Annotated in this window: 20 protein-coding genes; 8 read left to right on the top strand and 12 right to left on the bottom strand. The window is 58.4% G+C overall.

The features are described from left to right. The first annotated feature begins 102 nt into the window (after positions 1-102). Genes ACYUCQ_RS12060 through ACYUCQ_RS12050 form a run of 3 tightly spaced genes read left to right on the top strand, consistent with a single transcriptional unit; the run spans position 103 to position 4,783 of the window. Complete coding sequence (locus ACYUCQ_RS12060; RefSeq protein ID WP_460254779.1) at positions 103-501, top strand: ArsR/SmtB family transcription factor; 399 nt, start codon at positions 103-105, stop codon at positions 499-501. Further along, positions 498-1,577 carry an efflux RND transporter periplasmic adaptor subunit gene (locus tag ACYUCQ_RS12055; RefSeq protein WP_460254778.1) on the top strand — a complete coding sequence of 360 codons (1,080 nt, stop codon included), beginning with the start codon at positions 498-500 and terminating at the stop codon, positions 1,575-1,577. The genes ACYUCQ_RS12060 and ACYUCQ_RS12055 overlap by 4 nt, the downstream gene beginning before the upstream one ends. After that, positions 1,574-4,783 (top strand): efflux RND transporter permease subunit, encoded by a 3,210-nt coding sequence (locus ACYUCQ_RS12050; RefSeq protein WP_460254777.1) that lies wholly within the window; start codon positions 1,574-1,576, stop codon positions 4,781-4,783. Before ACYUCQ_RS12055 ends, ACYUCQ_RS12050 begins: the two co-directional genes overlap by 4 nt. Here ACYUCQ_RS12050 and ACYUCQ_RS12045 read toward each other — a convergent pair. The 6 genes from ACYUCQ_RS12045 to ACYUCQ_RS12020 all read right to left on the bottom strand — a co-directional run bounded on the left by ACYUCQ_RS12045 (position 4,776) and on the right by ACYUCQ_RS12020 (position 8,832). Next, the gene (locus tag ACYUCQ_RS12045; RefSeq protein ID WP_460254776.1) at positions 4,776-5,552 is read right to left on the bottom strand and encodes a Crp/Fnr family transcriptional regulator; all 777 of its coding nucleotides are present in this window, start codon (positions 5,550-5,552) and stop codon (positions 4,776-4,778) included. The genes ACYUCQ_RS12050 and ACYUCQ_RS12045 overlap by 8 nt on opposite strands. A 113-nt stretch (positions 5,553-5,665) precedes the next feature. After that, positions 5,666-6,322, bottom strand: coding sequence for a DUF6969 family protein (locus ACYUCQ_RS12040; protein WP_460254775.1), 657 nt, complete (start codon positions 6,320-6,322; stop codon positions 5,666-5,668). Positions 6,323-6,392: 70 nt separating this feature from the next. Further along, a complete protein-coding gene (locus ACYUCQ_RS12035; protein WP_460254774.1) occupies positions 6,393-6,680 on the bottom strand; it encodes a hypothetical protein in 288 nt (95 codons plus the stop codon). A gap of 9 nt (positions 6,681-6,689) precedes the next feature. Continuing rightward, positions 6,690-7,292 (bottom strand): YeeE/YedE thiosulfate transporter family protein, encoded by a 603-nt coding sequence (locus tag ACYUCQ_RS12030; protein WP_460254773.1) that lies wholly within the window; start codon positions 7,290-7,292, stop codon positions 6,690-6,692. Next, positions 7,289-7,816 (bottom strand): YeeE/YedE thiosulfate transporter family protein, encoded by a 528-nt coding sequence (locus ACYUCQ_RS12025; RefSeq protein WP_460254772.1) that lies wholly within the window; start codon positions 7,814-7,816, stop codon positions 7,289-7,291. Before ACYUCQ_RS12025 ends, ACYUCQ_RS12030 begins: the two co-directional genes overlap by 4 nt. Before the next feature lie 41 nt (positions 7,817-7,857). Further along, a complete protein-coding gene (locus ACYUCQ_RS12020) occupies positions 7,858-8,832 on the bottom strand; it encodes a sulfurtransferase (RefSeq protein WP_460254771.1) in 975 nt (324 codons plus the stop codon). Between the two features lie 227 nt (positions 8,833-9,059). Here ACYUCQ_RS12020 and ACYUCQ_RS12015 point away from each other — a divergent pair, with 227 nt between their 5' ends. The 4 genes from ACYUCQ_RS12015 to ACYUCQ_RS12000 are packed head-to-tail and all read left to right on the top strand — an operon-like array spanning position 9,060 to position 13,542. Beyond that, positions 9,060-11,258: a molybdopterin-containing oxidoreductase family protein gene (locus ACYUCQ_RS12015; protein ID WP_460254770.1), complete on the top strand. Its 2,199-nt coding sequence runs from the start codon at positions 9,060-9,062 to the stop codon at positions 11,256-11,258. After that, positions 11,255-11,797, top strand: coding sequence for a 4Fe-4S dicluster domain-containing protein (locus ACYUCQ_RS12010; protein ID WP_460254769.1), 543 nt, complete (start codon positions 11,255-11,257; stop codon positions 11,795-11,797). The genes ACYUCQ_RS12015 and ACYUCQ_RS12010 overlap by 4 nt, the downstream gene beginning before the upstream one ends. Before the next feature lie 24 nt (positions 11,798-11,821). Continuing rightward, the gene (gene nrfD / locus ACYUCQ_RS12005; RefSeq protein WP_460254768.1) at positions 11,822-12,862 is read left to right on the top strand and encodes an NrfD/PsrC family molybdoenzyme membrane anchor subunit; all 1,041 of its coding nucleotides are present in this window, start codon (positions 11,822-11,824) and stop codon (positions 12,860-12,862) included. Positions 12,863-12,873: 11 nt separating this feature from the next. After that, positions 12,874-13,542 carry a rhodanese-like domain-containing protein gene (locus ACYUCQ_RS12000; protein ID WP_460254767.1) on the top strand — a complete coding sequence of 223 codons (669 nt, stop codon included), beginning with the start codon at positions 12,874-12,876 and terminating at the stop codon, positions 13,540-13,542. Between the two features lie 53 nt (positions 13,543-13,595). Here ACYUCQ_RS12000 and ACYUCQ_RS11995 read toward each other — a convergent pair whose 3' ends face one another. From ACYUCQ_RS11995 to ACYUCQ_RS11970, 6 genes are read right to left on the bottom strand one after another with little or no spacing between them, the layout of a single operon-like run. Further along, the gene (locus ACYUCQ_RS11995; protein ID WP_460254766.1) at positions 13,596-14,549 is read right to left on the bottom strand and encodes a radical SAM protein; all 954 of its coding nucleotides are present in this window, start codon (positions 14,547-14,549) and stop codon (positions 13,596-13,598) included. Positions 14,550-14,565: 16 nt separating this feature from the next. After that, positions 14,566-14,724, bottom strand: a complete 159-nt coding sequence (locus tag ACYUCQ_RS11990; RefSeq protein ID WP_460254765.1) for a hypothetical protein — start codon at positions 14,722-14,724, stop codon at positions 14,566-14,568. Continuing rightward, positions 14,717-15,721, bottom strand: a complete 1,005-nt coding sequence (locus tag ACYUCQ_RS11985) for a radical SAM protein (RefSeq protein WP_460254764.1) — start codon at positions 15,719-15,721, stop codon at positions 14,717-14,719. Before ACYUCQ_RS11985 ends, ACYUCQ_RS11990 begins: the two co-directional genes overlap by 8 nt. Next, on the bottom strand, positions 15,718-16,623 hold the full coding sequence (locus ACYUCQ_RS11980; protein ID WP_460254763.1) for a UbiA family prenyltransferase: 906 nt from the start codon (positions 16,621-16,623) through the stop codon (positions 15,718-15,720). The genes ACYUCQ_RS11985 and ACYUCQ_RS11980 overlap by 4 nt, the downstream gene beginning before the upstream one ends. 41 nt (positions 16,624-16,664) lie before the next feature. Beyond that, a complete protein-coding gene (locus ACYUCQ_RS11975) occupies positions 16,665-17,642 on the bottom strand; it encodes a radical SAM protein (protein ID WP_460254762.1) in 978 nt (325 codons plus the stop codon). Further along, a complete protein-coding gene (locus ACYUCQ_RS11970; RefSeq protein WP_460254761.1) occupies positions 17,639-17,899 on the bottom strand; it encodes a PqqD family protein in 261 nt (86 codons plus the stop codon). Before ACYUCQ_RS11970 ends, ACYUCQ_RS11975 begins: the two co-directional genes overlap by 4 nt. Before the next feature lie 219 nt (positions 17,900-18,118). On the opposite strand from ACYUCQ_RS11970, the gene ACYUCQ_RS11965 reads away from it, so the two are divergent. Then, complete coding sequence (locus tag ACYUCQ_RS11965) at positions 18,119-18,349, top strand: HypC/HybG/HupF family hydrogenase formation chaperone (RefSeq protein WP_460254760.1); 231 nt, start codon at positions 18,119-18,121, stop codon at positions 18,347-18,349.

The raw sequence follows: 18,349 nt of genomic DNA, 5'->3' as shown, positions 1-18,349 counted from the left end.
TGCGGTCGCCCGTGCCGCTTTGCTTGGACGTCAATCCCGGCGGGGCGTTCCCGGGCGTGGTGATGCTTGACTGTATATTCTATAATTCGTATATACGCAAGTATGAAAACACTAGCGGATGCCATGATGTCAAAATCAGCCGCCGCCAGCGACTTGCTGAAGTCGCTGGCTAATCCGCACCGCTTGATGATCCTGTGCTTGCTATCGCAGGGCGAACGGTCAGTGGGTGACCTCGCTGCGGCGCTTGATTTGCGGGTATCAACCATGTCGCAACATCTTGCCTTGCTGCGCCGCAGCGGCCTCGTTGCCACCCGCCGGGACGGCCAGACCATGCATTACCGCATTGAGGACCCGGATGCGCAACGAATCCTGGAAACCCTGTTTTCAATCTATTGCGAACCTTATCTCGATTCTTCGTCTACCCCGCCCGATCATCACACTGTTAATCCAGAGCAACTCTGCGTCATGTCGCGCACCATCGCCAACCAGGACAAGCCATGATCCACTCCCACGCTAACAATTCGCGCCGGGCCCGCAAACATGTTTGGTGCGCGGCGCTGGGCGGCGTCATGGCGCTCACAATGCCCTTGAGTGCAGCTTTGGCCGCATCCGCGCCCGCGCCCGCGCCAAAAACGCCAACCCTCTTCACCGTCCGAAGCCAAAGCGTAACTGAATTGGCGCCGGTATTCGGCACGATTGAGGGTGTGCGCACCTTGCCGGCCCGCGCCCGCATTGCCGGCACTGTCGCGCAGATCGATGTGCATGACGGCGATCAAGTCACCGCCGGCCAAACCATCGCGACCATCGCCGATTCAACCCTAGTCACCCAGCTCACCACCCTCGATGCCGAGGTCAAAGGTGCTCGCGCCAAACTCGCTGAAGCACAGCTCAATTTTTCCCGCACCCAACGCTTGGTGGGGCAGGGGGCGGTCTCGCGAGCTAGTTTCGATCAAGCCCACTCTGCCTTGGGCGTTGCCCAAAGCGCGCTGGCCGCCGCTTTGTCCCAGCGCAACACCATCGCCAAGCAGATCGATCAAGGGGCCGTGCGCGCCCCGCATGGCGGCTTGGTGCTTCACACGCCGATTGCCGCCGGCAGCGTGGTGATGCCTGGCGATGTCGTCGCGCAATTGGCCCAGGCGCCCTTTCGCGTACGCCTCGCCGTGCCCGAGCGCTATAGCCGTTTTGTCCATCCGGGCGAGCTCATCCGCGTGAATGGTGCCGAACTCGGCGTCGCGCGCACCTTGTTCGGCACCATCAATGACATCAAACCCGCAATCACCGATGGCCGCGTGATCGCCTATGCAACCGTGCCCGGCTTGCCCAGCCATTTCGTCGGCGTGCGGGTCGAGGTCAGCTTGCCCGCCCAGACCCATCAAGCCATCATCATCCCGAAAAATTTCGTGCTCACCCTGTCAGGGTCCGACTATGCTGAACTGCGCCAAGCAGACGGCGGCGTGATCGATGTGCCGATCCAGCGCGGTGCCGCACGGCCAACCCCGGCCATGCCAAACGGTATCGAAATACTCTCCGGACTTCATAATAACGATGTTCTGGTCTTGCCAAAGGTTACCCCATGAAGCTCGGCATTTCCGGCGCCATCACGCGCAGCTTCATTCGCTCGAAACTAACGCCACTGCTCATCATCACCGCCATCTTGGCCGGCCTGTTGGCCCTCGCCTCGATCCCGCGCGAGGATGACCCGCAAATCAAAGCCCCGATCGTCGATGTCTCGATCACCGCCAACGGCCTCAAAGCCGCAAACGCCGCCGAATTGGTTACCAAACCACTGGAGACCATTCTAAAGTCGATCCCAGGGGTCAAGCATGTTTATAGTCAGACCCAAGACGATCAAGTAATGGTCGGTGCCGAATTTCATATCGGCACCAAAGAACAAGACGCCGTCATTCGCGTGCGCAACCACATCCAAGCGAACATCCAAAAACTCCCGATCGGCATCCCAGCCCCTATGATCATCGGTCACGGCATCAATGATGTCGCGATCGTGGTGATGACGCTAACACCCAAGCCTGGTGCTGCCAAATTCTACACCGAAGCCGATTTGTCGCGCATCGCGCGCAAAGTGCAAACCGCCCTGATCCGCATCCCCGATATTGGCCTATCCTACATCGTCGGCAATGTTCCCGATGAAATACGGGTCGAACCCGACCCCGCCAAGCTATCGCTGTATGGCGTTACCTTCCAACAGCTCGTCGCCCGAATCACCGAAGCGAACAAGAGCTTCAACGCCGGCAATCTATTTGCCCATGGCAAGCTCGATGCCGTGATTGTCGGCCATAGTCTGCAACCCGGCGCCAATATCGGCCTGCTGCAATTGACCACCCGTGCCGGCCGCCCCGTCTATGTTGACGACGTAGCCAAAATCATTACCGGCCCCGCACCCACCCAACATAAAGTATTCATGGTTCAGCGCACCGGCAAAACCGGCTGGCGCACCACGCCTGCGGTGAGCATTGCCTTCGCCAAGCGCTCGGGTTCCAATGCCGTGGTTATCGCCCAATCGATCCGCAACCGCCTCGCTTCCCTGCAAGGGCGGCTGATTCCCAACGATGTCGCCGTCACCATCACCCGTGATGATGGCCGCAGTGCGAACGCCAAAGTCAATGATCTGCTGCTGCATCTAGCCCTCGCTACCTTATCAATCGTGGTGCTGATCAGCATCGCCATCGGCTGGCGTGCCGCCGCCGTGACGGCGGTAATCATCCCCACAACGGTCTTGCTCACCATTTTCGCCTCCTGGGTGTTCGGCTTCTCAATCAACCGCGTCAGTCTGTTCGCCCTGATCTTCGCCATTGGTATCCTGGTTGATGACGCCATCGTGGTGATCGAGAACATCGCGCGCCATTGGGAAATGAACGATACCCGCACGCGAATGCAAGCCGCCATCGAAGCCGTGGCCGAGGTCGGCAACCCGACCATCATCGCCACCCTCACCGTGATCACCGCCTTGGTCCCCATGCTATTCGTCTCCGGCCTGATGGGGCCGTATATGGCGCCCATCCCAATCAACGCCTCAACCGCCATGGTGATCTCATTCTTTATGGCGACCATCGCCGCCCCTTGGATGTTATTGAAACTCGCCCCGCGCATGGCCAATCACCCACCATCCCATCACGCGCCGCGCAATCGGTTGGGCGCGCTTTATTGGCGGGTCGCCGAACCCATCATCCGCACCCGTCGGCGCGCACTCACCTTTCTCATCGTGATCGGTATCGCCACCCTCGTGGCCATCTCAATGTTCTATTTTGAGGCGGTCACCGTCAAACTATTGCCTTATGGAAACAAATCACACATCACCGTTGTGCTCGACTTGCCCGCCGGTGCCTCGCTCGAAGCAACCGAGCGCAACCTGCTCGCCCTCGCCCAACGCGCCAAAACCCTGCGCGATGTCAAATCAGTCACCCTCTATGCCGGCACGGCGGGTCCGTTCGATTTCAACGGGTTGGTGCGTGGCTATTACGCACGGCAAAGCCCAAACCAGGGAGAATTGCACATTCTCCTCACCCCGCGCGATCAGCGCAGCGCGCTCACGAACACCATCGCCGAACAATTGCGCGCCGCCCTGCGTCCGGTAAAATTGCCGCAAGGGGCCACCTTGCAAATCGTGCAAGCACCGCCCGGCCCGCCAGTGCTCGCCCCGCTGGTCGCCGAAATCTATGCCCCGACCGCCGCGATGCGCCTTGCCGAGGCCAGAGAAATCAAAAAACTATTCGGTAAAATCCACTACATCGCCGACATTCATGATTCGTGGGGCTATCGCCGTCCCCAACTTGAAATCGATGTCGATCAAAGCAAGCTCAATTTCTACGCGGTCAATCAGTCGGACGTGAACCAAACCATCGCCGATTTGCTCGGCGGCGTCAGCGTCGGGTACGCCTATCGCGGTGCGCAACATCTGCCGATGGATATCACCGTAGGGCTGCCCAACCGTGCGCGCCATTGGAATGACAATCTCGCCGCAACCCCGATCCCTGCATCCTCCGTGCCTGGTGCGAAATCAATCGTCGAACTCGGCCAAGTCGTGACCGCGCGGCAAACCAAAGGCTCGTTCAGCCTATACCGGCGCGATGGCCAATATACCGACATGGTGGAAGCCGACATGGCGGGCAAATTCCAAGCGCCGATCTATGCCATCCTCGCGGTCGATCATCTGATTGCCCAGCATCATTGGACGAAAAGCCTACCCCGCCCCACAATCAGCCTGTCAAATCCCCCTCTCAACGCCGCAACGCCAACAATCCGCTGGGCCGGTGAATGGCGCATCACCTACGTCACCTTCCGCGATATGGGCGGCGCGTTCATCGTGGCGCTGCTGGGCATCTATGTCCTGGTGGTCGGCCAATTTCGCAGCTTCAAAATCCCTCTAATGATCCTCACCCCCGTGCCGCTCACTTTGATCGGCATCATGCTTGGCCACTGGCTGCTGAACGCCTATTTCACCGCCACCTCGATGATCGGCTTCATCGCCCTCGCTGGCATCATCGTGCGCAACTCGATTTTGCTGGTCGATTTCATCCGCCATGGCCAAGACGGCGTCACCCCACTTCGTCAGGTTCTGCTGGAGGCCGGCGCCATCCGCGCCAAGCCGATTTTACTCACCGCCGTAGCCGCTATGATCGGCGCTGCCGCGATCCTGCCAGACCCGATTTTCCAAGGGCTCGGCATCTCCCTGCTGTTCGGCCTCGCCTCCTCGACGCTGCTGACCCTGCTGGTGATCCCCGCGATCTATGTTGTCCTGCGCGATGACGGCAAGCCAGCTACATAATCGCTGACTGGCTCGCCTCGATCGATTCTGGTGCGGCAACCGGGCTTCCCATGGCCCGGTTGAAGGCGTTGCGGTCAAGAATTCGAAACCGGTGCCGTCCATCAACATGGATCACCCGATCACGGTGCAGTTTCTGCAAAACCCGACTAACGCTTTCGATCCGTAATCCAACATAATCCGCAATATCCGCCCGATCCATCGGAATTGTGACCTGCTCATTATCCCGCTCATGCATCTGTGGATGTCGATCGAGAAAATCCAAAAACAACACCACCCGCTGAACCGCACTGAATTTCCCAAGCACAATCGCCTGCCGCTGCGCCGCACGCAATTCATGCGATAATTTGCACAAAAAATGCAGTTGCAAATTCGGATCGCGCCGCAACAACCGCTCTAACGCGTCAATCGGCAGACTATACACGGTGAGCGGTGTGATCGCCTGGGCCGATTGCGCATAGCGCTGCTCTTCAAACATGCCGAGCAAATCATGGTTCAAAAAGAATGCCACCACCGCCTGCCGCCCATCTTCCAGCAATGCGACCGATTTTGCCACACCCGAAATGATATTATAAACGGTGGTCGCCGGATCGCCCTCATGAAACAAAAAATCGCCCGCCTCGAAATGCTGGATTGAGGCGAGCAATGCCAATCGGCGTCGCTCATCGGGCGACAAAAGTTGTTGTGCAGATCGGGTCGCCCCCTGCTGCTTCGTGACATAAATTGACGGTCCACACACGTCATTCGGCGCGCTACTCTGATTGCTTTCCATGATCAATCGTCCTTCATCTTTGGACTGTTCAAGCATGGTTTGCTTGCCGCGATCTTTGATCGAGATCAATAAAACGCTGTATCCGCCAGTGCCGGGTGAACCCGGTTCCGCATTCAAACGCGCAGCGGATCGAGCCATTCAATGCGCACCGTCCGTTGGCTTGGAATCCGCAATCGCCGATCCTCAAACGGTGCGCGCGAATATCGCTGCGCCTGTTCCAAGCGCTGGTCGCGTGCCACCAACAATGTCGCGATCATCGGCGCAAAAGCCATCAGCAAATGATTAAGCCACCGCGCAACATCGCGCGGCGCGGCTTCGCGCAGGGCAGGGTGGCGCACATGCTCCATCAAGAGCGGTGCGGCCTGCCAGGTTTCATTGGTCACCCAGCGATTGGTGGTAAATAAGCGCAGCGGCAGGCCGCGCTCATCAACCGATAGCGCGATCAGATGCGAAAATGCGCCATGCGCCGCATCCTGCTGCGCCCGCGGTCCCGGCACAAAAATATGAAAATGCCCATGTTCGCGGCGCAACAATTGGGATCGCGGATGCGCATGATAGTAAAATCGCCAGCCCGACTCCGGATCAATCGCGTCGGGCTGCGGATAATGCGCCCATTCCGCAAAGCCCTCTCCGGCATCCAAAGGCCCAGCACCTGAAAGTCCTGGATCCAAAAGCCGGGCAGGGGCGCTTTGCCCCTGCCGCGACCAATCGATAATCTGCTCAATTGCGGCCCTGCCAGCGCGCGCGCGCACCTGAAGCGACCGGCTCATCCCCAAAATTCTCGGCACCGCGCCGCGAGGGTCAGCGCGTTGCGCGCGAACGCCGGTCGCACCGGCAGCCTTACGGGGCGCAGGGGTTCGTGGGCTTCTTGCCAGGCGCTTTGGCTGGCGGCTTGGTCGCGGTTTTGCTCGCCGGCTTGGCCGACATTTTCGTCCCCGTTGTCGCAGGTTTTTTCGCGGGCTTAGCCGGGGTCGATGCAGGCGCGCACGGGTTCTGCGGCGTCGCCGCAACGCCCGTGCCAACCGGATTGAGCAAGCGCGCCGCGGCGGGCAGAACCGGGGCCACGGCAATGGCCAGGGCCAGCATTGAGGCGCGGCGGCGTGATGGTTTGAAGCGAGACGCGGTCATTGAACGATCCTAATGCTCGGGTTGAATGGAATTAACTTGAGCCGAGACCAGCGTGGACATCGCCCCGCTCGTCGGGCGCTTGCCCCTGTGATCAACGATCCAGCTAACCGCGACCAAAATCGCGGTCAACGCAGCCAAAACCACCCAAGGCGATACATGCAGCAATTGTGGCACGGTCAACGAAGTAGCGCCGGTTTGCGCGTAAACCCAGGATTTAATGGCGGGATACACGCCATTAAACGCCAGCGTGCCGCCGCCAATCCCCAGCAAAAACACCAGCCCATCGAGCCGGCCTGATGCCATCGCAACCGCTGAGGTGCCAGGACAATAGCCACCCACCGCCATCCCAATGCCAACACCCACGCCGCCGAGCAGCGTTCCCCAGAAATAGACCGACGGGACAAAAATATCAGACAAATGGATCAGCCCCATAGCCCGGCTCGCATAAAGCAAAATGCCACTCACCACGATCGCGGTGAACATGACCTTGAACACCGCCCAGTTGGTAAAGCGCAGCTGCGCGGTCAGGCAGCCAGGATCACCAAATCCAGCCCCCTCAAGAATAAGGCCAAATAACAAGCCGAGGATCAGCCCAGACCAGGGGATCATCATGACAGGGATCTCCGCTTCCAAAGAGGTTTGAATAACGTGCCAAAGCCAGCGCCAGCCGCAAAAAATCCAATCAAAAACAGAAATCCAGCGGCAGCGAGCGGCGCTGAGCCGGACAGCCCCATGCCGCTGGTGCATCCCATCGCCATACGCGCGCCAAAGCCAGACGCAGCACCACCCAGGGCGGCAAGCCCCAGCCGGCCATAGGAGCGGATCTGTGGTGGCCCGTCGATTTGCGCGCCGAATCGCCGCCCGATCAAACTACCGGCCAGCGCCCCGATCACGACCCCCACAACCTCCCACACGATCCATGAATTAAGACCGGCGCGGGCATAGGCCGCGAGATAATCATGTGGGCCGAATGCGTGCGGCACAACAGCAGCCACACTAACGGCGGTCATCGAGGTCGTCGCCCCGGTCACGCCGAGGCCATGACCGGAAACGAAGAATGTCGAAAACAGCACTAGGCCGAGCGCAATCCCAGAAAGATAGGGATTCCATCGCGGTCGCGGGTTGGTCGCTCTCATCTTGTCACCACCACAGATTGCCTGTTGAAACGAACGATATGTTAGAAAGCCGATTTGCCCTTAACCACCGGCAACGCGGCGTCACGGGTCCATTCTGACATCGATCCACTATACAGCTTGACGTCCGGCACATGGGCAATTTCGCGCAACGCAAACCAATCAAGCGATGCGAGATGCCCGGTGTTGCAGAACGTGTAAGTCGGCTTCGTCGCCGAAATACCAGCCTTTTTCATCATCGCATCAACCCCAGCTTGATCCATGATACCTTCATGATCGGCGGTCAAAATCACCGAGAACGGCATATTCATCGCGCCCGGAATCGTGCCCGCTTTTTTATCAACGCCAGGCATCACCGTCCCATCATATTGCTTGGCCGGTCGCGCATCGACCAGTTGGAAATGATGGGTCTTGAGGTCCGCCTGCACCATGCTGCGAGTCGCGAGCAGGCTCGGGTTGAAATGCGGCGTAAACTGCGCAACCGCAGGCTTCACATCACCGGTCGCAACGGGGTCTTTCGGGTTGGCCAGCCAGGCATGATCGCCGCCATTCATGATCGAGACATTATTCATCCCCTCGATCCGCAACGTCCAATAAACCCGCGTCGTCGCCGGGAAATCGCCCTTTTCCGCGCCAGCAGGCACCAAGATCACCCGACTATTATTGCTGATCCCAACGCCGCCGATCACCTTTGCAATCGTCGCCTCTGGCGGCAGCACAAAGGGCAGCCCATTCATCGGCACCCGCCAATGATCGCTCAGAAAGCCAGTGAAAACCGCACCCGGAATATGCTCTTTTTCATAAGCGGGCTTTTGCTTGTCGAAATCATAAACCTCGACCACGACCAAATTGGGCGTATGCAAATTGGCGGCAAGCCACGCCGGCGTCACCAAAGCCGGCGCTGGCGCCGTTGCGGCCCGTGCCGCGCGCATTCCCAAGGGTGCAAGGGCCAGCAGCGCTGCAATCGCAACATTGCGGCCCAATTTGGTGCGAAATAGGTTGGTTGATACAGGTTGCATGCGTAATAAATCTCCCCAAGAGTTGCCGTAAGTTTCCGGCTTTTTTGATCAACATGGACGCGTTTCGGCATCCTACGCGACGAGCCAGAAACATGCAACAACTATTATATGTCAGCGATTCAGTCATTGATCGAAATCAATGACGCCCACGTCCGCGCCCGATAAGCAGAAAGGGTCGGCGATCCGAGGCGGTGGTCGATAAGCTCTGGTTTGCCGAGGAGAACCCCATGCAGCGGCGTGATTTTCTCAAATTGAGCGCAACAGTCGGCTCCAGCGCATTGCTCGGCTCCATGCTCACCGGCTGCAGCGAACCGGCTGAGTGGCAGCTTATGATGACCGCACCACCGGCAACCGAAACCGCAACGGTCTGCAATATCTGCTTCTGGTCTTGCGCCGCCCGTGTCCACACCCAGGGATCGCGCCTGTGGAAAATCACCGGTCAGCCCGGCGATCCCCATTCGGATGGCCGCCTATGCACCCGCGGCACCGGCGGCGTTGGTGCCTATTACGATCCCAATCGTCTGATCAAACCCTTGCTGCGGGTCACCCGTAACGGCCAGCAGCGCTTCGAGGTGGCAAGCTGGGATGACGCGCTGGGCGTGATCGCCGAGCGATTGACCAAAATGGCCAAAACCTATGGGCCTGATCGCCTCGCCTCGCTGGTTCACGGCCCCGGCGCGCAGCATTTTGCCCATCTCAGCCGTGCTTTCGGCAGCGATAGCATCGCCGAGCCCGCCTTCGCGCAATGTCGTGGCCCGCGTGATACCGGCTTTTTCCTCACCTTCGGTGAAGGAATGGCCTCGCCCGAACAGACCGACATGTCCAATGCACGCTGCGTGGTGCTGATCGGCACCCATCTTGGCGAGAATCTCCATAACAGCCAGGTCCGCACCTTCGCAGACGCCATTCGCAACCAGGCCACCATCATCACGGTCGATCCGCGCTTCTCCGTCGCGGCGGGTAAGGCCCAACATTGGCTGCCCATCAAGCCGGGCACCGATATCGCCCTCCTACTCGCCTGGATCAACGTTATTCTTGCGGAAAAATTATACGATGCCGATTACGTCGCCCGCAACACCATCGGCCTGCCCGAACTCGCCGCCTATATCGCGCCGTTCACCCCGGAATGGGCCTATCCCGCGACCGGCTTAGAGCCCGAAACCATTCGGCGAACCGCTCGGCTGATGGCCGCAGCAGCACCCGCTACCGTCATTCATCCGGGTCGCCACACTGTCTGGTGGGGTGATGACACCCAGCGCGCCCGCGCCATGGCGATTCTCGCCGGCCTGCTCGGCATTTGGGGAAGCAAAGGCGGCTATTACCTGCCCGAAGCCGCCTTGGTGCCGGATTACCCGCTGCCCGAATATCCCGAGCCCAAAACATCCTGGCGTGAGATCACACTCCCCAAATACCCGCTCGCCGGCGCGCCCGTCACCAATGTTATCATTGATAACGCTCTCGGCGCCAACGCCCATTACCGGGCGCTGATGATCTATGACACCAACGTGCCAATGACCATGCCCGGCATCCGCGAAAAATTGCAAAACGCCTCGCAATCGCTCGATCTGATCGTAGCCGTCGATGTGCAACCCTCCGAAGTCACCGGCTATGCCGATGTTGTGCTCCCCGAATGTTCATATCTTGAGCGTTATGATGGTTTACGGAACGATCCAGAAATGGAGCCCTGCATCGCGCTGCGCGCCCCCGCCTTACCGCCACGGGGTCAATCCAAGCCTGGCTGGTGGATCGCCAAGGAAATCGGCAAACGCCTCGGTCTTGCCGATTATTTCCCCTGGACCGACTACGCCGAGGTCGTCGATTGGCAGCTCCAGCAAATCGGTAGCTCGCTGGCGGAGTTGAAAACAACCGGGATCAAATTCTTCCCGCGCAGCAAACCGCTTTACTATGAACAAAACACCCCCATCACGTTCAATACGCCCAGCGGTAAAATCGATCTATATTCAACAATCCTTGAGCAAGCGGGCTTCGATCCACTCCCGCGCTTCACCCCACCGCCCACCGCCAAGCCAGGCTTTTATCGGCTCAGCTACGGGCGCGCGCCCCAGCATAGTTTCAGCCGAACCCAGAACAACCCCGTCTTGTTTCAAATGATGCCAGAAAATCTGGTCTGGATTCACCCCGATGTCGCACGTCAATTCAACATTACCAACGGCAGCTACGTCCAATTGGTCAATCAGGATGGCATCATCAGCAACAAAGTGCGCGTGCGCGTCACCGAACGTACCCGTCCGGATTCAGTTTGGCTCGTCCATGGGTTCGGTCACACAGCGCAAGGGTTAAAACTCGCCTTTGGCCGCGGCGCCGATGATTCAGCCCTGATGACCAATATTCTCTACGATCCGATCATGGGCGGCACCGGTATGCGCGGCAATTTCGTAACCTTCCGCAAGGTGACCTCAGCATGACCCATTATGCCATGGTAATCGACACGAAAACATGCGTCGGCTGCACCGATTGCGTCGATGCTTGCCGAATGGAAAATAACGTGCCCGAAGGTCTATGCTATGATTGGGTGGTTGAAATTACCAAAGGCGTCTACCCAAAACTCGAAACCGAATTTCGCTCAGAGCGCTGCAATCACTGTTCAAATGCCACCTGCGTTACCGCCTGCCCAACCGGTGCCAGCCAATATTGGAACGGCAGCAACATCGTGGTGGTCGACGCGCTAAAATGCACTGGATGCAAAGCCTGCATCGCAGCATGCCCGTATGATGCGCGGCTCATCATGCAGCCTCAAGGCTATATCGGCAAATGCACCTTCTGTGTGCATCGCGTGCAATATGGCGAAGACCCGGCTTGTGTCGCAGTTTGCCCGGCGCACGCCATGCATTTTGGCTTGCTTGATGATCCCATCAGCGAGGTTAGCCAACTCCTCGCCGCGCGTGACCATTACACGCTCCATCCCGAAACCGGCAATCGGCCAAACGTGTTTTATTTGCGCTAACCATGATCCGAAAGGTGCCGTGACATGCGTGAAGAGGTTCTTGCCAATGTTCTGGCCAATCCCAGGGTGGAACCCGTACTGGCCATCTGGGGTTGGGAAATTGCCACTTATTTGTTTCTCGGCGGGCTCGCCGCCGGCCTGATGGTCTTTTCCGGCTGGGTGGTGCTGAGTGGTCGGGCCTATCGTGCCCCCTTCGCCGCAAACCGCGCGCCGCTGATCGGTTTGATTTTGCTTGGTCTCGGCATGGGCACTTTATTTCTGGACCTCGAACGCAAAATCAATGTCTGGCGCTTTTATGCCTTCCTGCATGTCACCTCGCCGATGTCCTGGGGTGCTTGGATTCTAATCCTGGTCTTCCCTGTTCTCGCCTTGCTGGCACTGGCTGGATTGCCGGTCGGCTTTCCGCGCCTCGCGAACGATCTCCAGCGCCTGCCAGCTTTGGGTCCGCGGGTGCTCGCGCCAATCATCCGGCTTTGCGGCCTCGCGCGCAAACCGCTCGCGCTGCTCGCCATCACGCTCGGTATTGGCCTGGGCCTCTATACCGGCGTTTTGCTCTCCAATTTCAACGCTCGGCCGTTCTGGCATTCGGCTCTGCTCGGCCCGCTCTTCCTGGTCTCCGGCCTTTCGACTGGCGCAGCACTGATGATCTTAGGTGCCGGCTCGCCCGAAGAGCGGCATTTATTCAGCCGCATCGATCTTGGTTTGATCGCGACGGAACTTGCTTTGATCTTTTTGTTTCTGATCGACATGATGACCGGCGATGCGATGCAGCAAGTAGCAGTGGCGCATGTGCTGGGAGGCACCCAAACCCATCTGTTCTGGATTGGCTTCATCGGCCTCGGGCTTGCAGTGCCGTTAGTGCTGGAAGCCGCGATATGGTGGCGCTCCATCACCCTGATCGCCGGCGCCGCGTCAATCTTGGTCTTGCTCGGCGGCTTCTTGCTGCGCGACGTCATGATAACCACGGGCCAGCAAACCAGTTGGACCCATGTCCACAACCAGTTCAACCCCGGATTACTCACCGTTTTGCGCAGCGATGGTGAGAATCCGAATGGACGTTTTTAGGAGATCATGTGATGCCTCGCATCAAACCCTCCCGCCGCCGCCTATCGCGATTGGCGCTCGCTCTCGGAACCATTCCGGCTTTGCCGATGGCGATTCCCGCTCTCGCCCCGTTCGGCATCGCTCGGGCGAATGCCCCAGACGCCGCTACGCTGCAAACCATGGCACAAGCCGTCGCGCGCGGCGAAAATCTGGTAACCGCCGCGCATTTGCGCAGCCTAATCCTGGCTCAGCGGCATGATTTCACCTTGATCGACCTGCGCTCGCCAAGCGATTTTGCCAAAGCGCATATTCAAGGCGCTACAAATATTCCGCTTCCAAAATTAGTGGACGCCAGCGAGATCGTGAAGCTGCGTCGCTCGCCGCTGGTGATTATCTATTCGACAAAAACCGATGAGGCGGCACAGAGCGTCGTCCTGTTGCGGCTATCGGGCGTCACTGCCGTTGCTCTGCAGGGCGGTCTCGTCGCCTGGTCAAATGCCATCGCGGCGGATGCCACACCGCAAACCGCGTCAATCGTTCGCGCGCTCAATAATTGCCCCGAACCTGCCCCTGCCATCATCCCCGCCCTTGGCAGCGTCATCCCGGCCAGCACCACCGCACCAACACCCGCGCAAGCCCCCGCCCCCGCCGCAAAACCCAAAGGCAAAACCAAGATCAATCTCAACGCAATGTGCGGCTGACGCGGAAAAACCCTCGCACACTCCCTATGGACGTGTATGGGCCTTGGCGGCCATTACGTCACTAACGGCCACGTTTCATTGGCATGGCGCAATAGTGATGGATCAGCCTGGCAGCGCCGAATAAAATCATGCACCGCAGGCATTCGCCAAGCGCGGCGATACGCATTCCATGCCGAAGTCAAATCGTGATGCTTCAAATCAGCCGGCGCAAAGGGCAGGGCATTGAGCAATTTGACCTTGCCATTCGGCACGACCAGCATCATCGCTTGCGGACTGTCCCACCGAACTAGCAATTCCGTCACAATGTCCCACGGATAGATTGCAAGCGTAATCTCCGCTTGGGTTTCATCGGCGCGCGCCCGCAATTGCGTGACGGCATTTTGCCACGTTGTCTCATCACAAGCGAGCCGATCCCAATGGGTTGCCGCACGGCCAAGGCGCATCAACGGTCCTGTTACAAAGGCGCTGCATCCATGCGCCGCCGCGAGGTCGAACGCCTGGCCCATATCATCAATATTCAGGCGGGATGGTGCGAATACCCATTGTGCCGCAACGCCGCGCGCCTTCAGCCGATCAATGGCACCAATCGCATCAACAAACCGCGCGCCGGGGCGCATGCGCTCGTGGATCGCCGCCGTCGAACCATCGACCGAAATTTGCACGCATTCAATGCCAAGCGCCGCAATCCGTGCGGCCACCGCCTCATCAATCCAATAACCATTGGTCTCAAGTTTAATCGAGATGCCAGCCTCAGCGAGCATCTCGAATATATCCCAGCAATGCGCCACACTCAGCGGCTCGCCGCCACCAAAGGCCACATAAGGAATACCAGCCGCGATAATCTGACGCGTAACCTCAAGCGCCTGATCGCGCGTAAGCTCATCACGCCAAGCACGACCAACGCCGGATTCCTCGCAACACGCAAGGCACCCGGCGTCGCACCCATTGGTGAGTTGCCAAGCGAGAAAGAGCGGCGCAGCATAATGATCGAGTGAGCGGCCGCTCATTACGTATCAAACCGGCTTAAGTGAAGCGAATATAAGGCTGCGCCATCACCTGTTCGGAAACGTCCTCAAGACGCGGTGACACCCAAACCGGTAATTCCTTCGTCTCGGTCCGGCTATGCAGGGCGTCGCCCGAACTTCCCACCTTGATCTGCACGGTCTCGGTTATGTTACCCATCTTTATTTGCTCCGTTCGAAGTTAAAGCCCAGTTATTCGCACTGGCCTGAAAGGCTTCATCGGCGATGCAGCGATCAATATCATCAAGCACCGCCGCATCGTGCCAGGCCGCACGATACTCACGCCACGCCGCCAACAGCGACGTCTGGCGAAGATGACTACAAATAAGGCCAGACGCCCCAACAATCTTCACCGCGCCATTCGGCATGATTAACATCGTCGCTGGAGGATTGGCCCGATTTTGCCGAAGACCCTCCGATACCGAGAACGGAAGATAACAAATTTCCATGCAATGGTCAACGAAAATTCTATGACGTTGTTTGGCATATTCATCGAGTTTTTCACGAAATTTATCAAATTCGGCATCGTCCAGACTGATTTTGTGCCATAATCGCGCAGCACGGCCAATGCGCATCAATTTTCCGGTGTTGAACCGAAACGCGCCAAAATGCGCAGCGCGTTCCAGCACCGCATCAAGTTGATCGATATTCAGTTTGGTCGGCGCAAACGTGACTTCGAGGGGCAAACCAGCCGCCTGCACTGCGCGGCACGCCGCATGAACCTTGGCCAGAGAGCCGCCCGGACGCTGATGCCGATAAATCTCCTCTGTGTCGGCATCGAGGCTAATTTGGATCGAGCGGATCGGCAACGCCGCCAAACGCTCAATCATCGCATGATCGAGCAATTGCCCGTTCGTTTCAATTTTCAACTGCACACCGGCATGGCCCAGCCGTTCGGCAATATCGATGAAATGCGGCACCCGCAGCGGCTCACCGCCACAGAGCATCACATAGGGCACATCAGCGGCAATAATCTGGTCCGCCAGATCGGTCATTTCGTCCGCATCAAACTCGTCAACCAGCCGATGATTGGGGGCTGAATCGGTGCAGCAATGCACGCACGCCAAATCACAATCGCGGGTCATCTGCCAGGAGATAAACAAAGGCGCCCCCAACCGATCAACCGTGCTGGTCACCGGTGCCAATCCAACATTCATGAATGACCCCCCAGCATCGGGGTGATGATCGCACTCAGCGCAATCGCAACGGTAAATAATCCCACCGTGATGCCATAGCATGTCACGATCGCACGGATCGCCGGGATGAATCGTCGTGGCGTCGTATAAGTATGTCGCGCCGCCCGCGCACTGCGGATCAGCCACGGCAAGCCCATGAGCGCCACCAAGCTCGCCGCCGGAAACCACCCCGCAACCACGCCGATCGGCACCATCAACATCCCCGCACTCGCCAAGCCGAGATACAGAAACATCCCGCCCCTGCGCCCAAGCCGCACCACCAAATTTCGTTTGCCAACCAGCCGGTCTTGATGAAAATCGGGAATGGCATTGACCACCGCCAACGCCATAATCAGCAATCCCGGCACCAGCGAAGCCGCAATCGCCGCCCCACTCAACCGGTGCGCCAACAAATACTGACTCCCCAGCACCATCCACGGGCCATAAGACAAGGCAATCATGGTTTCACCCAAGCCTCGATACGCCCAGCGAATCGGCGGTGCGACATAAAACACCGCAGCCATCCCACCCAGTCCAGCAAACACCAAAACCGGCCACCCCGCATGCAAGGCAAGCTCAATCCCAAACCCAAACGCCCCGGCAAAACCAGCAACGCCAAGCCACAGCACCAGATTGGACATTGGCGGAACATCCTGCGGGTTAAACACCCGGTCTGTTCCCATTCGGTCATCGAAATACTCGTTAAACGCCTCAACGCCGACAACCGCAAAAATAATACCCAACAGCCCACTCAAAAACAGGGCAGCCGGAAAATGGCCGGTGTCGCGATACGCAAAGGCGGCGCCGAGCAAATAGGGCAACAGCCCTGCATACAAAAAGAACCGATAGCGCACCAAGCTGAGCACGCGGATCAACCGCCGCATCACAGGCGATCCGGTGACCGTCGCGCGGGCGTGCGGCGGGTTTAGAGCGCGATCCATTGGTGCAACTGAGCCGTGGTGGCCGGATCGCGCTCCAGCGCATCAACAAACTGAACAACACGCTGATCTTGCCAGGCATGTTGGAAATGATCCCACACCGCCTGCAATGACTGCACCCGCAAATCACCACAGGTAAAGGGCAGGGCGTTGATCAGTTTGACCAACCCGTTCGGCAAGACGATCAGCAAAGCCGCGGGATTATGCAGTCGGTAGCGCAATTCATCCAGCAAACCCATCTCATGGAAATCAACCCGCATCCGCCCGGCATAGTGCCGGGCCTTGTCGCGCAGCGTATCGAATAATACGCGATATTGTTCCTCGGATGGTGCCAGCTTCTGCCACGTCTTGACCGCATTGCCCGTATACATGGTGCGGCCCGAGTAAAAACTTTCCGCTCCAAGCGCATAGGCCAAATCAACAGCGTCACCTGCTTCATGCGCACTGAACTTGCTCGGGCTGTAATTAATCTCAATGGGCACGCCTGCGGCCCGCAAATTGCGAATACCCTGCACAGTTCTATCAAAATCGCCACGCACCCGCATCCGGTTGAAAGTCGCAGCGCTCGCCCCATCCAGGCTGACCTGCACCGCCTTCACCCCAGCAGCCTGTAATCGCGCACAGGCCTCAGGCTCAAGAAAATGCCCGTTGGTTTCAATCTTGAGCTGAGCGCCCCGCGCACAAACATACTCCACCATGTCAAAGAATCGTGGATGCAGCATTGGCTCGCCGCCGGAAAATGACAAATAAGGCACGTCTAATTCAATAATCTGGCGCAACACGTCAAATATTTGCGTATCCGATAATTCGTCGGCAAACGCCTTGCCCGGCCCGCTCTCTTCGATGCAATGCAAGCAAGCCAGATTACATTCATTGGTAATCTGCCAAGCCATATAAAGCGGTGATCGCAGCCCGCTCGACGCCGGCGCCGCCGCATTCCGTGAGCTGTCAGCGCCAGGGCTCATGCAGCCGTCTCAGTAATCAGGCCGCGCCGATGCAAATCGTCGAGTAGAGCAGCAACATCAGCCTCAATCGTGGCGGACGGGTCTTGATAGCGTGATTTCAAGCGCGCCGCGATCGCATGGGCGTCACCACCCTTGGGCAATTCACGCACAATAGCGGCGGCCCCTTCATTCAAAGTGAATACTTTCTCGGACTGGGTTTCGAACAAAACGCCACCAAACTGCTCTTCGCGGAATTTTACATGTTTCGCCAATTGCATGACCCTATCCCCTTGCCGCAGAACGACCCTTCAGGCCGCATTCGTCCGATGAATGCCACACGGTCTGGCTGACCGCCGACCATTCCCGTCTACCAGCGTTATCCTCATGGCTGCATTGATCCAGATCAATGAAAATGCCCTGCCATCGTCGCAACACTCGCAGCCGTGGGGCCGGTGCCTGCGCCAGCCGGCAAACCGAAACAATTAAGGAGGTGCGCCATGTGTCTCGGCATCCCGATGCAGATCGTCGCCATTGATCGCTACGTTGCCACCTGTGAGGCACAAGGTGTGCGCCGTGAGGTCAGCCTGTTCATGATGGCGGACGCCGAACTCGCAGTCGGTGATTACGTCATGGTGCATGTCGGCTACGCCCTGCAAAAAATGACCCACCAGGAAGCACGAACCGTTTGGGATTTGCTCGATCAAGCCATCGCCGCCGGTGCCGTGTGA

Source organism: Acidiphilium sp. MT5 (assembly GCF_054767495.1).
Note: the sequence above shows the minus strand (reverse complement) of the source record. Positions and strands in the feature narration are given on the sequence as shown.